Below are 13653 nucleotides of genomic sequence, written 5' to 3' on the forward strand. Positions count from 1 at the left end.
GGAGTGGATGGCTGCAGTCTGCTGCCGAGACGCCGCTGTCGCAATGACAAGGTTCCCGCGAATCTTGCCAACATCGCGCCATGCGAACCTGCGGTCATGCGCGATCAGCAACGCGAAAGTCGACTTTTGTGGATGGCGGCCTGCGCTTCAGGCGCCGCTGCGCTTGATCCGCAAGCGATACTGCCCCGGCGTCATGCCGACCACGGTCTTGAAGTCGTGGATGAAGTGCGCCTGGTCGCTGTAGCCGCAGGCCAGGGCGGTGTCCAGCAGTGCCTCTCCGGCGCGCAGTTCCCTGCGCACCAGGGCCACGCGCTGGATGCGGCTGAACTGTTTGGGTGTCAGCCCCACCTGATGGCGGAACAGGCGTTCCAGCTGGCGCTGGCCGAGCGGTACGCTCTGCAGCAGATCGGCCAGCCGCGCCCGGCCTTCGCTGGCCGCGATCCGGTTGAGCAGCTGCTGCACCGGGTTGCGGCGTGCCTGGATCTCCTCGAGCCGGCGGAGCAATTCGCGTTCGACCACCGCCTGCTGCGCGTCCCGCTCCAGCTCGGCCAGCCGATCGACCAGATGCGCCAGGCCCAGCCGGGGCCAGTCGGCCTCCTGAAACCCGTGAAGCTCATCGAGGCCGATGCCGAATACCGCAGCGCCCATGCCGGGGCGAAAACGCACCCCCATCAGCCTGACCTGGCCGGCCAGCTGCAGGCGGGTGCTGGCCAGCTGCGGACCCGCGATCAGCGCCCGCGGCCCGCGTAGCGTGCCATCGAAACTCAGCGGATCGGCGAAGTTGAAGATCACGCCACTGCCGCCGTCCGGGTGCAGCAGCTGTTCGTCGTAGACCTGCGAACCGTCACCTTCCATCCACCAGAAACGCTGCACGTACGCCGCCAACGCCGGGCTCGGCGGGCGGGCAACGAAGCCCTGCAGGCAGGGCAGACGTTCGTGCAGGGACTGGGTCATGGCAAGCGCCGTAGGAGGATGTCGAAAATCTACAATAGCGCAGCGCGGCGGCTGCGTAGCCTGGGTTGCACATTCAAACCAAGGAGTGACCACCATGCGTATGAATTACCAGGCCGCCGCCCCCGACGTGATGACGGCAATGATCGGGCTGGAAACCTACCTGGCACGGCAGAGCCGCCGCGAGGATGGCGTCGACAAGCCGCTGATGGAGCTGGTCAAGATCCGCGTCTCGCAGATCAACGGGTGCGCCTATTGCCTCGACATGCACACCAAGGACGCCCGTGTCCTGGGCGAAACCGAGCAGCGCATCTATGCCCTGAGTGCCTGGCGCGAAACCCCGTTCTTCAGCGACCGCGAGCGTGCCGCGCTGGCCTGGGCCGAGGCCAACACCCTGTTGCCCCAGGGTGTGTCGCAGCAGCTGTTCGAGGAGGTGCGCGAGCAGTTTTCCGAAGCCCAGCTCGCCAACCTGACGCTGGCCATCGCCACCATCAACGCCTGGAACCGCTTCGGCGTCTCCTTCGCGCCGGTGCCGGGCAGTTACCAGCCGGACTGATGCATGGCGTGCCGCCTGGTCTGCTGGCCGGGCGGCTCCGGTTCACGGCTGCAGTTCCTGGTTGCCCATCGCACAGAAGCTCTGAGCCTGCCGCGCCGCCGGCAGCGCGCGCAGCTGGGTCATGCACTGCGCCTGGCTGGGCGTACGCACCACCCTGAGCTCGGCGTTGTCGTTCACGCCAATCAGGTACGGCTTGTTGTAGCGCGGGCCGTCGTGCCAGCTGCTGAAGCGCTGCTCGCTGTAGCCGCATTGGTAGCGGATATGCCCGGAGAATCCCTTGAAGCGGTCGCGGCGGAAGATGTGCCGGTACAGGAGCCAGTCACGCTTGCTCTGCCCGTCGCGCACGGCGTCGAGGCAGCCCTGCAGCTCGGTGATCTGCGGCTCGTGAAGGAAGATGCTCTGCGCCAGGCTGGAGCCGTCCAGCTGCACCGTGGCCACCAGATAGACCTGTCGCTCGGCCGCCTGTGCCGATAGCGCCAGGGATAACCCCAGCGCCAACATCCCTGTTCTGCTCAATCCGCACGCTCCTGATGACCGCGATTTCTTCGAGGCGGCACCCTAGCCGAGGACGGCCCGAGGAAACAAGGTGATCTCGCTTCCAGCTCCGCCAGGATGGGTCGGCTGCCGAACTAGCGCGACGCCTTTTCGTACAGCTCCAGCGGCAGGCCGTCCGGATCGGCAAAGAAGGTAAAGCGGCGGCCCGTGTACTCGTCGACCCGGATCGGCTCCACGGCCACGCCCTTCGCCTCCAGTTGAGCCTTGCAGGCGGCGACGTCGTCCACCGCAAACGCCAGATGCCGCAACCCCTGCGCTTCCGGCCGCGAAGGACGCGGCGGCGCATCGGGAAAGGAGAACAGTTCGATCTGCCCGCCGTCCGGCAACGCCAGGTCGAGCTTGTAGGACTGCCGTGATTCCCGGTAATGCTCGGCGAGCACTGCAAGGCCGAGGGTCTCGCTGTAGAAGCGCTTCGACACGGCATAGTCGGAGCAGATGATCGCGGCATGGTGGATGGAGCGGAGCATGGGGCTGTCCAGTGGCGGTTGTTCGGTACAGACCGATAGGGCAGGGCGATGTTCTGGTTCGGGCGTCGCCGGGCGAGGCCGATGAAGGCGATCATCGGGTTTGTTGCGCCTGATACTACAGGCGGTTCTATGATGCTGTGTTCATTCGGGCGCAGCTGCCGGGAGGAACCATGGAGCATGTTCGCCATATCAGTGTGTTTATCGCCCGAGCTTCGGACGATGTGTATGAGTTCGCCGCCGATCCGCGCAATCTTCCCTTGTGGGCGGCGGGGCTGGCGCGTTCCGAGGTCAGGCAGCAGGGCGGTGCCTGGATCGCGGATGCGCCGTTCGGCCAGGTGACGATCCGCTTCGCCGCTCGCAATGCGCTGGGCGTGCTGGACCACGAGGTGGAGCTGGCGTCGGGCCTGACCGTACACAACCCCATGCGGGTCATGCCGTATGGCGAAGGCAGTGAGTTCGTCTTCAGTCTGTTCCGCCAGCCGGGGATGACCGACGAGCAATTCGAGGCGGATGCGCTCGCGGTCGAAGCCGACCCGCAGCGGCTGAAGAGCCTGCTTGGCACAGCGACAGGCTGAGCTCAGGGTGCATGAGACCGGCCGGTGACCCTGGCCACCGGCCGGCTGTCCATCACTGCTCCCGCGTCACTCGCCACACCACGTTGGCCAGGTCATCGGCGACGATCAGCGCGCCGCGCGGGTCTACCGTCACGCCGACGGGGCGGCCGCGGGTCTTGCCGTCGTCGGTACGAAAGCCGGTGACGAAGTCGATCGGCTGGCCGGCGGGGCGGCCATTCTGGAAGGGGACGAAGATCACCTTGTAGCCGACCGGTTCCTTGCGGTTCCAGCTGCCGTGCTCGCCGATGAACACACCCTCGGCGAAGCGCTCGCCCATCACGTCGGACGAAAAATCCAGGCCCAGTGCGGCGACGTGCGAGCCCAGGGCGTAGTCCGGCGTGATGCTGGCGGCGACCTTGTCCGGGTCCTGCGGGCGCACGCGGTCATCGACGTTCTGGCCCCAGTAGGCGTAAGGCCAGCCGTAGAAGCCGCCTTCCTTGACCGACGTCAGATAATCCGGCACCAGGTCTTCTCCCAGTTCGTCGCGCTCGTTGACCACCGCCCAGAGCTGCCCCGAGCCTGGCTGGATCGCCAGCGCGGTCGGGTTGCGCAGGCCGGTGGCGTAGGGCTTGTAGGCGCCGGTTTCCGCGTTGATCTGCCAGACCATGGCGCGGTCGATCTCGGCTTCCATGCCGCGCTCGGTGATGTTGCTGTTGGAGCCGATGCCGACATAGAGGTACTGACCATCGGGGCTGATGGTCAGCGCCTTGGTCCAGTGGTGATTGATCTCGGAGGGCAGTTCGGCCACCTGGGTCGGCGGGCCGCTGGCCTCGGTCTGGCCGTCCTGATAGTCGAAGCGCACCAGCGCGTCCTGATTGGCAACGTAGAGGTTACCGTCGTGGAACGCCAGCCCGTAGGGGGCGTTGAGATCCTCGGCGAACACCGTCTGCAGCTCGTACTCGCCGTCGCCATCGGCGTCGCGCAGCAGAGTGACGCGGTCGCCGCTCTCCACCGAGGTGGTGCCGCGTGCCTTGATCACGTCGGCGATCACGTCCTTGGGCTTGAGCTTGGGTGCATTGCCGCCGCGGCCTTCGGCCACCAGGATGTCGCCGTTGGGCAGCACCAGCGTCTGGCGGGGGATCTTCAGATCGGTGGCAATTGCCGTCACGCTGAAACCGTCCGGCACGGTGGGTAGCTGATCGCCCCAGGGGGTTGGCTCGGCGATCTTCATGCTCGGCAGCAGCCCACGCTCCGGTTCGGGCAGCTTGGGATCGGGTCCGTAATGCTGGGCAGCGTTCTGCTCTTCACCGCCGCAGCCGCTGAGCAGGGCAGCCATGGCCAGGGTGGTCAATGCGCTCGAGTGCTTCATGCTTCACCTCCCGAGCGCAGGTTGCTCAGGCCGATCCAGCTGGCCGCGCAGGCCAGCAGGGTGACGATCACCGAAAGCACCAGCCCTTGGGGCATGGTCGCCCAGGCATCCTTGGCGTGTTCCAGGGCGTTGAAAAAGCCCAGCACCCAGGTGGCCAGCAGTAGTGCGAAATAGATCAGCGGTCGCCCCTGCTTGTGCCGCGCGCCGATCAGGTTCGCCAGCGCGAACAGCAGCGCCAGGCCACAGAACACCAGCCCGCCGGCGATCAGCCAGGCGGAGAAGTTGCTCCATTGGATCTCGTAGGTCTTGAAGTAGGCGATATCGCTCAGCATGGCCCCGAGAAACAGCGGGACCGAGCCGGCGAGCAGGGTCGCGTGCACGGGGTTCGGTACGTGGCGGGAGACGCTGTGGGTGGTCTGGGTGGTTTGCGTGCGGTGGGTGATAACGGTCACGGAAGGGGCTCCTCATCGCTTGAGACCGGACCTGCGCGGCGCGCTGCCGGCCCGGATCGCTCTGACTGTGCTTAAAAGGGGATCGCGACGCTGCGTCGTTAGTTCACTGCCGACGGGCATTCAAGTGCGCGTGTAGGCGGCGGGGCATGGCGCGGCGTGGAGGCTGCGGCGCCGCGGAACGGCAAGGAGCGCAGGGATGCCCCCCGATTCGGTCGTTCGAGCATCCGTGTGCTGCGGTGCTGGCGACGAAATGAAATGTTGCAGCTTGCCTCGCGCCGTCGCCCGCCTGGCTGCCGATTCGCCTCGCTGCGACCTTCAGTCCGGCGCACCTCGGCCGCCCGCTTTTCGTGCCTGACGCACAAACCAAGTGCTCCGAAGCGGACCATTTGATCCGGTTTTTCTCTGGCGCGACGCCAAGTCCCTGATCCATAAGCGCTTCGATCCAGTGGCACGCTTTCTGCTCTCTCCTCCCCCGTCGCCCGGCGTGCACGCGGGCGGCGGCGTCACGCATACAGAGAAGCGCCCGCGCCATCGGCGACGCGCTCGTTACCCGCCTTGCGTCAGAGGAGTGCGTCACCCATGACTCTGCAATACGTTCCCATCATCGACCTGGCGCCGTATTTCGCCGGCACGCCGGAGGGCAAGCTGCAAGTCGCCCGCGCCGTGGACCAGGCCTGTCGCGACATTGGCTTTCTGGTCATCACCAACCATCAGATTCCTACCGAATTGATCGAGCGGGTGTCGCGGCTGACACGGCAGTTCTTCGCCTTGCCGCTGGCCGAGAAGCGCAAGGTCGACCGGCCCAGCCCGGACATGGTGCGCGGCTACAGCGCAGTGGCCGAGGAGAGCCTGTCCTATTCGCTCGAAGAGGCGGCCCCGGGTGACCTGAAGGAGTCCTTTTCCATCGGCCCCAGCGACGTACCGGACGAGCCCTATTTCCGCTGCGCCGCCGCCGGCCCGCATTTCGCACCGAACGTCTGGCCCAGCGGCATCGCGGGCTTCGAGCAGGCCTATCGCGAGTACTTCGCCGCCATGAGCACGCTGGCGCAGTCGCTGATGCGCATCTTCGCCCTGGCGCTGGACCTGCCGGAGACCTTCTTCGACGACAAGATCGACAAGCACATCAGCATGTTCCGCAGCCTCAGCTACCCGGACCTGAAGGGCGCGGTGGAGCCGGGGCAGATGCGCGCCGGCGCCCACACCGATTACGGCAGCCTGACCATCGTCAAGCCGGACAACGCTCTCGGCGGCCTGCAGGCGCGCAACCGCCAGGGCGAGTGGGTGGACGTGCCCTACGTGGAGGGCGGCTTCGCCGTGAACATCGGCGACCTGATGATGCAGTGGACCAATGATCAGTGGATTTCCACGCTGCACCGGGTGGTCAACCCGCCGGCCGACAGCCCCGCGGACAACGGCCGCCAGTCGCTGGTGTTCTTCCACCAACCCAACTACGACGCCTTGATCGAATGCCTGCCGGGCTGCTGCAGCGCGACCAATCCGCCACGTCATGCGCCGGTCACCTCCGGCGGCAACCTGCTCTCCAAGTTCGTCAAGCAGACCACCTTCGGCAAAGGCCTGGAGGTCGCATGAGCACGCTGTCCTACGTCAACGTCTTCGCCCGGGACATCGAGGCGCTGAGCGGCTTCTACCGCGAGCTGTTCGGCTTCAGGAACATCCCCGAGATCGCCTCGCCGATCTTTCGCGGGCTGGATACCGGCAAGAGCTGCATCGGCTTCAACGCGCCGGAAGCCTACGAGCTGCTGCAGCTGGACGCATTCGCCGACGCCCGCGGCTGCAAGTTCCTGCTGAACATCGACGTCGATTCGAAAGACCAGGTCGAGCGGCTGGTACCCATCGCCGTCGCCATGGGCGCGCGGCTGATCAAGGCGCCCTACGAGACCTATTACCACTGGTATCAGGCGGTGCTGCTGGACCCGGAAGACAACGTGTTTCGCATCAACCACATGCTTTGACGTGCCAACCCTCAGGAAGACCCAAAATGCTCAAACAGATGAAACGGACCTTGTGTGCGGCGGTGGCTTTCGGCCTGGCGACCACTCTTGGCGTCGCCTCGGCGCAGGAAGGGCTGACCCTCGATAAACCGGCGAAGATCGCCATGCTCTACATCAGCCCGCGCAATGACGGTGGCTGGACCCAGGCCTTCGACGAGGCGCGGCAGAAGCTCGAAGCCGAGCTGGATACCAAGATCCAGTACGTCGAAAGCGTGCCGGAGAACGCTTCATCGATCCGCCCGGCAGTGGACCGGCTGATCCAGCGCGGCGCCAACGTCATCATCGGCACCGCCTTCGGCTATTCCGACACCTTCAAGGAGCTGGCCGACAAGTATCCGGACGTGGCCTTCCTCAACGGCTCGGGCACCACCAACAGCGCCAACCTCGAATCCTTCTACGGGCGCACCTACGAAAGCCAGTACCTGTGCGGCATGGCCGCCGGCGCGGCGTCGAAGACCGGCAAGCTCGGCTTTGTCGCGGCCAATCCCTTTGGTCAGGTGAACTGGACGGTCAACGCCTTCGCCCTGGGCGCCCAGCAGATCAACCCGGACGCCACCGTCACAGTGGTCTACACCGGCGCCTGGAACGACCCGGTCAAGGAGCGCGCAGCCGCCATGGCGCTGATCGATGCCGGCGCCGACGTTCTCGGCCAGCACGTCGACAGCCCGACGCCGCAGATCGTGGCTCAGGAGCGTGGCGTACACGGCACCGGGCACCATCGCGACATGCGCGAGTTTGCCCCGGACGCCACCGTATGTTCCTCGGTTTGGGTCTGGGACAAGTTCCTCGCGCCGGAGCTGAAGAAGATCAGCGCCGGCAACTGGACGCCGCCGGAGAACGGCGCGCTGCTGTCCATGGCCGAAGGCGGTACCGATGCAGCCTGCTGTGGCCCGGCGGTCTCCGAAGCGGACAAGGCGAAGATCATGGCCGCCCGCGAAGCGTTGCTGAAAGGCGAGAAGCAGATCTACGCCGGGCCGATGCTGGATCGTGACGGAACCGAGCGCATCGCCGCTGGCGAGGTGATGGCCGACCCCGAGCTGTGGCAGATGGACTGGTTCGTCAAGGGAGTGATCACCCAGCAATGAGCAACCTCAACGCGATCCAGCTCTCCGGAGTCAGCAAGTCGTTCGACGGCTTCATGGCCCTGTCCCAGGCGGACTTCACCGCCAGGTGGGGCGAGGTGCATGCGCTGCTCGGCGAGAACGGCGCGGGCAAATCCTCGCTGATGAACATCGCTGCCGGCCTCTACGCACCGGAAAGCGGATCGCTGCTGATCGACGACAACCCGGTGCGCTTGAGCGGACCGCGGGATGCGAGCCGCTACCACATCGGCATGGTTCACCAGCACTTCAAGCTGGTGAAACCCTTCACCGTGGCCGAGAACATCCAGTTGGCGCTGCCGGAGGGGCCGGGTAATCACGCCTTTGCCGGCAGCCATCGCCAACGTCTTGCCGCCCTGGAGCAGCGGATCGCTGACAAGGCGGCGGAGCTGGGTTTCAGCATAGACCCGCGCAAGGTCACCGAGTCGCTTTCCGTGGCCGAGCAGCAGCGGGTGGAAATTCTCAAGGTGCTGCTGGCGGGCGCGCGGATCCTGATCCTCGACGAGCCAACGGCGGTACTCACCGATCAGGAAGCCGAACGCCTGCTGGAGACGGTGCGCGCCTTTGCCCGCCAGGGTGCCGCGGTGATCCTGGTCACTCACAAGATGAGTGATGTGAAGCGCTTCGCCGACCGTGTCACCGTGATGCGTGGCGGGCGCACCATCCAGACCCTGGATCCGCGAACGGTCTCGGTACCCGAACTGGTGCGCCTGACTGTGGGCGAATCCGCGCCGGCCAGCGAGTACCAGCCGGCGGCGCCGGGTGAGGTGCGGCTGCAGGTACGTGGTCTCAGATCGTCAGGCGCGGGCAGCCGTGGCGCGCTCAATGGCGTGACGCTGAGCCTGCGTGCCGGCGAGATCTACGGCATCGCCGGTGTGGGCGGCAACGGCCAGAGCGAGCTGGCCAACGCGCTGATGGGCCTGCCTGAGCAGTGCGAGGGCGAGATCGAGCTGGCCGGCTTCGGCGACCTGCGTCGGGCCAGCCCGGAGCAGCGCCGCGAGCTTCGCATCGCTGCGATCCCCGCAGACCGCTACGGCACGGCCCTGGCCGGCGAGCTGTCGGTGGCCGAGAACTTCGGCGTCGGGCAGATCCACAGCGGACGCTACGGCTCGTTCTTCAACCTGCGGCGCAAGCGTCTGGAGGCGGAGGCCGCCGAGGCGGTGGCAGGTTTCGATGTGCAGGGCGTGCGCTCGCTGAAACAGAAGGCCGCGCTGCTCTCCGGCGGCAACGCACAGAAGCTGGTCATCGCCCGAGAGTTCTCCCGTGACCCGCAACTGGTGCTGGTACACAGCCCCAGCCGCGGCCTCGACGTGCGCGCCACCGCCGCGGTACATGCCCGCCTGCGCGCTGCCCGGGATGCCGGTGCCGCGGTGCTGGTGATCAGTGAAGACCTCGATGAGGTGCTGGCCCTGGCCGATCGCATCGGTGTGATGAACGCCGGCCGGATCGTTGCCGAGTTCGACCGGCCGGCGGATCGTCAGGCCATCGGTAGGGCGATGGTCAGTCACGACGAGCAGGGCCTCGCAAATCCAACAGCTGAAGGGGCAGACCATGAATGAACAGGTACGCCCAATGATGCTCGAGCAGGCCAGGCAGGCCGCGAAGCAGCCCAAGCCGCCGCTGCTGTCGCGGCGTTATGCGCTGGAGATCCGCCAGCAACTGGCCTGGCACTGGCAGGCTTTGATCATCGGCCTTGCCCTGTTGCTGGGGCTGGGCATTTCCGCGGCAATACTGGTCGCCGCTGGCGTACCGGCCGGCGAGCTGCTCAACGAGTTTGTCATCCTCACGGTATTCGATGCGCAGAGCCTGAAGGCCGTGCTGTTTCAGGCCTCGCCAATGATTCTCGTCGGCCTGGCCGGTTGCATGGCCTTTCGCGCCAAGTTCTGGAATCTGGGTCTGGAAGGCCAGATGATCTGGGGCGCCATCGGTGCCACGGCGATTTCGCTGTTCGAGATCGGCCCGCCGGCGCTGCGCCTGCCGCTGATGCTCGCCGCGGCAATTGGCTGTGGCCTCGCCTGGGCGCTGGCGCCGGTGGTGCTCAAGCTGCGGCTTAAGGTCAACGAGATCATCTCGACGTTGATGCTCAACTACCTGGCGATCAATTTCCTGCTGCACCTGCTGTACGGCAGCTGGAAAGACCCGAGGAGCTCGTTCCCCTATTCGCCGCAGTTCCAGCCGTTCGAGCGCTTGCCCGAACTGTTCGATGGCATCAGCGCGGCGGTGCCGCTGGCGGTGGTCGTCGCGCTGCTGGCGCTGTGGTTCCTCGGCATCTCCCGCGCCGGGCTGTACCTGCGCTTTGTCGATGCCAACCCGCGAGTGGCCGGCGCGGTGGGCGTGCCGGTGCAGAAGATGATCATCGGCACGGTTTTGATTTCCGGCGCCATGGCCGGGATTGCCGGGTTTCTCGTTACGGCGGGGCAGGAGGGGCGGCTGACCCAGTCGTTCTATCAGGGCTACGGCTTCTCCGGCATCCTCATCGCCTTCCTTGCGCGCAACAACCCGGTAGCGGCGCTGGTGGTGGCGCTGTTGATGGCGATGCTCTTCGTCGCCGGGCGCAGCCTGCAGGTGTTCTATCAAATTCCGTTTTCCATGGTGCAGTTGATCCAGGCGATCCTGGTCATCTGCGTCGCCTCCTCGGATTTCTTTATCCGCCACCGTATCCGCCGCGTTCAGGGAGGCGAAAGCTGATGGACATGATCGCCAACTGGCTCGGCAACACGCCGGACTTCGCCGTACCTTTCGCTCTCGCGGCGCTGGGGCTGATCCTTACCGAGCGCGCTGGCGTCCTGGCGCTGGGCGCCGAAGGGCTGATGCTGGTCGGCGCGTTGGCCGGGATTGGCGCGCAACTGGCGCTCGGCAGCCACGGCACTTCGCTGCTGATGGCGATGGGCGCGGCGGCGGTGGTGTCGCTGCTGTTCGCGCTGATGGTGCTGGTGCTGCGCATCAATCAGGTGATAGCCGGCCTGGCGCTGGTGTTTTTCTGCCAGGGCCTGACCGGCTTGCTCGGCACCCTGCTGGACTGGACCAACAAGCCGGTCAAGGGGCTGGGCGCGGTCGAGCTGTGGCCGCTGTCGGAGCTGCCGCTGCTGGGCAAGCTCTTCGTGCAGAACCCGCTGGTGTTCATGACGCCGCTGATCGTGCTCGCCGTGGTCTGGTTTCTCACCCGCAGCACCACGGGCCTGCGCCTGCGCGCGGTGGGGGAGAACCCGCAGGCGGCGGATGCCGCGGGCATTTCCGTGCTCGGATACCGGCTGGCAGCGGTCCTCGCCGGTGCGGCGCTGATCGGTCTGGCAGGAGGCTATATCTCGCTGCTCAGCACCAAACTGTGGATCGCCGACATGACCGGCGGCCGCGGCTGGATCGCCGTGGCGCTGGTGATCTTCGCCCGCTGGTCACCCTGGAAGGCGCTGGCCGGAGCGCTGCTGTTCGGCTGCATCGAGGCGCTGATCCCGCAGCTGGCCGCCGCTGGCGTGCGCCTGCCGCAGTACTTCGTGCTGATGACGCCCTACGCGGTGACCCTGGCGGTGATGATCTGGGTTGCCAGCGGCAAGCACGCCACCGGCAACCAGCCGGGCGCGCTGGGCATTCCCTTTATCCGCGAGGAGCGCCGCTGAAAGCCATACGGATTATTGCGCCTGGTTCTGGCTCTGGTCGCTGGAACGGCAGGTGATCTCCGCGTAGGGCTGGTCGGGCGAATAGTCGCCTGGCACGCGTTCGGTACGCTGGGTATTTGGCGCGACGGTGAACACCGGCGAGGCCGAGGTATCCGAGCGCGCTTCGGCTGGAACGTGGAATTCGCAGGAAATCTGGCCGCCGGTACGGTTCATCACCTTCACCGCGCGTACGCCGAGCAGTTCGCCCTCCACACCCTCGGACTTGGCTGGCACACCCATTGGGCTGATCTCGACGTCCAGGCCGTTGAGGTGGGTGATGATCTCTGGCTGCGGCGTCTGCGCCAGCGCTGCCGGCACGCAAATCGCCAGGCCGCAGGCGAGTAGTAGCTGCTTGCTCATGGAAACCTCCATTAATCGGTCCCCTTTAGAAGAGCGCATCCGCCCTCGGTTCGATCGTTGCGCCAAGGAATGATTGCAAATGATTTTCTAGCGTCAAAAAACCGTTTGGCACGATATGTGATAGCTCATTGCCATGACTTTCCTTGCCGTGCCATTAGCGTCGTGTTGAACTGTATCCGTCGCCAATGTTACGTGCGCTCCTCCGAGGGTGGCTGAAGTGACTAGGTATCTGCTTCTGGCGTTGCTGGCGTTTGCAGGTGGTGCAGCAGCAACGGCTGATGTGGCGCTCGATCTCAACGCGGCCGAACGCGAATGGCTGGCTGCCAATCGTTCGGTCAGCATCTGTGTCGACCCCGACTGGCTGCCGTTCGAAATGCTCAATGCGCGCGGCGAGCACGAGGGAATCGCAGCCGATCTGCTGCGGCTCGTTGCGCAGCGGTCAGGCCTGCAGCTGGATATCGTGCCGACCAGTGACTGGGGCCAGTCGGTCGCCTTTTCCCAGGCTGGTCGATGCCAGCTGCTCAGCTTTCTCAACCAGACGCCCGTGCGTGATGCCTGGCTGATCTTCACCCAGCCGCTGTTTACCGACGCCAACGTGGTGATCGCACGGGAAGACCACCCGTACGTGGCCGATCTGTCCGCCCTGGAAAACGCAACGGTGGCGCTGCCGTCCGGCACGTTCATCGAGGAAAGCGTGCGGCGCGACTTCCCCCGGTTGCACGTCATCAGCACCGAGACGGATGCCCAGGCACTGGCGCTGGTGAACGAGCGCAAGGCCGACCTGACGGTGCGCTCGCTGACCGTGGCCGCCTACACCATTCGCCGCGAAGGCTGGTTCAACCTGAAGATCGCCGGGCAAGTGGCCAGCCTCGACAACCAGTTTCGGATCGGAGTGCTGAAGAGCGAGCCGGTGCTGCGCGATATCCTGAACAAGGCGATTGCCACCATCACACCGGTAGAGCTGCATCAGATCGCCAACCGCCATGCGCCCATCCTCGTCGAGTCCGGCACCGACTACCGGTTGCTCATGCAGGTGGTGGTGGTTTTCTCGGCGATGCTGCTGACGAGTCTGTTCTGGATCAGGCGCTTGCGCCGGCTCAACGATCAGCTGCGCATCAAGTCGCAGACCGACTCGCTTACCGGGCTGGCCAACCGCGCGGCGCTGGATCGGCGCTTCGCCACGGCGCTGGAGCAGGCGCGGCGCTATCGCCGACCGTTGTCGATCGTCATGCTGGATATCGATCACTTCAAGCGCATCAATGACGACTTCGGCCACCAGATGGGTGACCGCGTGCTTCGGGACTTCGCCGCGCTGCTGGACGACTGCCTGCGCGGCAGCGATGCGGTGGGGCGCTGGGGCGGTGAGGAGTTTCTGGTTCTCTGCCCGGAAACCAGCGGCCCGCAGGCGGTGCAGTTCGCCGAACGTCTGTGTGAGCAGGCGCGGGCATTTCCCTTCGCCACCGGCGTCAGTCAGACCCTCAGCGCCGGTGTCGCCGAGCTGAGCCCGAGCGACACGCCGGACAGCCTGCTGCGCCGCGCCGACGCCGCGCTGTACCGGGCCAAGCATGAAGGCCGCGACCGTGTCTGCTGGCTGGCGGCCGACGCGCAGCCGAGTTGAAGCGCG

General features: G+C 65.8%; 15 protein-coding genes. 9 read left to right on the plus strand and 6 right to left on the minus strand.

Features of this window, described 5'->3' with window-relative positions; genetic code table 11:
- Nucleotides 1-147: 147 nt before the first annotated feature.
- Nucleotides 148-954 (minus strand): helix-turn-helix transcriptional regulator, encoded by an 807-nt coding sequence (locus P5703_RS02250; RefSeq protein WP_285585435.1) that lies wholly within the window; start codon nucleotides 952-954, stop codon nucleotides 148-150.
- A gap of 94 nt (nucleotides 955-1048) precedes the next feature.
- Between P5703_RS02250 and P5703_RS02255 the strand changes: the two genes are divergently transcribed.
- On the plus strand, nucleotides 1049-1507 hold the full coding sequence (locus P5703_RS02255; RefSeq protein WP_049340457.1) for a carboxymuconolactone decarboxylase family protein: 459 nt from the start codon (nucleotides 1049-1051) through the stop codon (nucleotides 1505-1507).
- A 42-nt stretch (nucleotides 1508-1549) separates the two neighbouring features.
- On the opposite strand, the gene P5703_RS02260 is transcribed toward P5703_RS02255, so the two are convergent.
- Together P5703_RS02260 and gloA2 are read right to left on the minus strand one after the other, a co-directional pair.
- Nucleotides 1550-2008, minus strand: a complete 459-nt coding sequence (locus P5703_RS02260) for a hypothetical protein (protein WP_014597721.1) — start codon at nucleotides 2006-2008, stop codon at nucleotides 1550-1552.
- Between the two features lie 128 nt (nucleotides 2009-2136).
- Complete coding sequence (gloA2, locus tag P5703_RS02265; RefSeq protein ID WP_049340458.1) at nucleotides 2137-2529, minus strand: SMU1112c/YaeR family gloxylase I-like metalloprotein; 393 nt, start codon at nucleotides 2527-2529, stop codon at nucleotides 2137-2139.
- A gap of 170 nt (nucleotides 2530-2699) precedes the next feature.
- Here gloA2 and P5703_RS02270 point away from each other — a divergent pair, with 170 nt between their 5' ends.
- Nucleotides 2700-3104, plus strand: coding sequence for an SRPBCC family protein (locus tag P5703_RS02270; RefSeq protein ID WP_285585436.1), 405 nt, complete (start codon nucleotides 2700-2702; stop codon nucleotides 3102-3104).
- 52 nt (nucleotides 3105-3156) lie between these two features.
- Here the strand turns inward: P5703_RS02270 and P5703_RS02275 are convergent, their stop codons facing one another.
- Nucleotides 3157-4452: a PQQ-dependent sugar dehydrogenase gene (locus tag P5703_RS02275; RefSeq protein WP_011914609.1), complete on the minus strand. Its 1296-nt coding sequence runs from the start codon at nucleotides 4450-4452 to the stop codon at nucleotides 3157-3159.
- The gene (locus P5703_RS02280; RefSeq protein ID WP_013984030.1) at nucleotides 4449-4904 is read right to left on the minus strand and encodes a DUF2231 domain-containing protein; all 456 of its coding nucleotides are present in this window, start codon (nucleotides 4902-4904) and stop codon (nucleotides 4449-4451) included. Before P5703_RS02280 ends, P5703_RS02275 begins: the two co-directional genes overlap by 4 nt.
- A gap of 579 nt (nucleotides 4905-5483) precedes the next feature.
- Between P5703_RS02280 and P5703_RS02285 the strand changes: the two genes are divergently transcribed.
- From P5703_RS02285 to P5703_RS02310, 6 genes are read left to right on the plus strand one after another with little or no spacing between them, the layout of a single operon-like run.
- Nucleotides 5484-6494 (plus strand): isopenicillin N synthase family dioxygenase, encoded by a 1011-nt coding sequence (locus P5703_RS02285; protein WP_125865856.1) that lies wholly within the window; start codon nucleotides 5484-5486, stop codon nucleotides 6492-6494.
- On the plus strand, nucleotides 6491-6877 hold the full coding sequence (locus tag P5703_RS02290) for a VOC family protein (protein ID WP_125865855.1): 387 nt from the start codon (nucleotides 6491-6493) through the stop codon (nucleotides 6875-6877). Before P5703_RS02285 ends, P5703_RS02290 begins: the two co-directional genes overlap by 4 nt.
- A 26-nt stretch (nucleotides 6878-6903) precedes the next feature.
- Nucleotides 6904-8001 (plus strand): BMP family ABC transporter substrate-binding protein, encoded by a 1098-nt coding sequence (locus tag P5703_RS02295; protein ID WP_285585441.1) that lies wholly within the window; start codon nucleotides 6904-6906, stop codon nucleotides 7999-8001.
- Complete coding sequence (locus P5703_RS02300) at nucleotides 7998-9575, plus strand: ABC transporter ATP-binding protein (protein ID WP_285585443.1); 1578 nt, start codon at nucleotides 7998-8000, stop codon at nucleotides 9573-9575. The genes P5703_RS02295 and P5703_RS02300 overlap by 4 nt, the downstream gene beginning before the upstream one ends.
- Nucleotides 9568-10704, plus strand: a complete 1137-nt coding sequence (locus P5703_RS02305) for an ABC transporter permease (RefSeq protein WP_125883083.1) — start codon at nucleotides 9568-9570, stop codon at nucleotides 10702-10704. The genes P5703_RS02300 and P5703_RS02305 overlap by 8 nt, the downstream gene beginning before the upstream one ends.
- Nucleotides 10704-11630, plus strand: a complete 927-nt coding sequence (locus tag P5703_RS02310) for an ABC transporter permease (protein WP_125919297.1) — start codon at nucleotides 10704-10706, stop codon at nucleotides 11628-11630. Before P5703_RS02305 ends, P5703_RS02310 begins: the two co-directional genes overlap by 1 nt.
- Before the next feature lie 12 nt (nucleotides 11631-11642).
- Here the strand turns inward: P5703_RS02310 and P5703_RS02315 are convergent, their stop codons facing one another.
- On the minus strand, nucleotides 11643-12029 hold the full coding sequence (locus tag P5703_RS02315) for a hypothetical protein (protein WP_013984023.1): 387 nt from the start codon (nucleotides 12027-12029) through the stop codon (nucleotides 11643-11645).
- Between the two features lie 217 nt (nucleotides 12030-12246).
- Between P5703_RS02315 and P5703_RS02320 the strand changes: the two genes are divergently transcribed.
- Nucleotides 12247-13647 carry a diguanylate cyclase gene (locus P5703_RS02320; RefSeq protein ID WP_037004340.1) on the plus strand — a complete coding sequence of 467 codons (1401 nt, stop codon included), beginning with the start codon at nucleotides 12247-12249 and terminating at the stop codon, nucleotides 13645-13647.
- Nucleotides 13648-13653: the final 6 nt, after the last annotated feature.

This window comes from Stutzerimonas sp. FeSN7, assembly GCF_030263795.1.
GTDB classification, from domain to species: Bacteria; Pseudomonadota; Gammaproteobacteria; order Pseudomonadales; family Pseudomonadaceae; genus Stutzerimonas; species Stutzerimonas stutzeri.

Coding starts and splice junctions, on each gene's coding strand:
- P5703_RS02285 (WP_125865856.1), top strand. CDS start 5,484: ATGACTCTGCAATACGTTCCCATCATCGACCTGGCGCCGTATTTCGCC.
- P5703_RS02270 (WP_285585436.1), top strand. CDS start 2,700: ATGGAGCATGTTCGCCATATCAGTGTGTTTATCGCCCGAGCTTCGGAC.
- P5703_RS02300 (WP_285585443.1), top strand. CDS start 7,998: ATGAGCAACCTCAACGCGATCCAGCTCTCCGGAGTCAGCAAGTCGTTC.
- P5703_RS02305 (WP_125883083.1), top strand. CDS start 9,568: ATGAATGAACAGGTACGCCCAATGATGCTCGAGCAGGCCAGGCAGGCC.
- P5703_RS02295 (WP_285585441.1), top strand. CDS start 6,904: ATGCTCAAACAGATGAAACGGACCTTGTGTGCGGCGGTGGCTTTCGGC.
- P5703_RS02250 (WP_285585435.1), bottom strand. CDS start 954: ATGACCCAGTCCCTGCACGAACGTCTGCCCTGCCTGCAGGGCTTCGTT.
- P5703_RS02290 (WP_125865855.1), top strand. CDS start 6,491: ATGAGCACGCTGTCCTACGTCAACGTCTTCGCCCGGGACATCGAGGCG.
- P5703_RS02260 (WP_014597721.1), bottom strand. CDS start 2,008: ATGTTGGCGCTGGGGTTATCCCTGGCGCTATCGGCACAGGCGGCCGAG.
- gloA2 (WP_049340458.1), bottom strand. CDS start 2,529: ATGCTCCGCTCCATCCACCATGCCGCGATCATCTGCTCCGACTATGCC.
- P5703_RS02255 (WP_049340457.1), top strand. CDS start 1,049: ATGCGTATGAATTACCAGGCCGCCGCCCCCGACGTGATGACGGCAATG.
- P5703_RS02315 (WP_013984023.1), bottom strand. CDS start 12,029: ATGAGCAAGCAGCTACTACTCGCCTGCGGCCTGGCGATTTGCGTGCCG.
- P5703_RS02275 (WP_011914609.1), bottom strand. CDS start 4,452: ATGAAGCACTCGAGCGCATTGACCACCCTGGCCATGGCTGCCCTGCTC.
- P5703_RS02310 (WP_125919297.1), top strand. CDS start 10,704: ATGGACATGATCGCCAACTGGCTCGGCAACACGCCGGACTTCGCCGTA.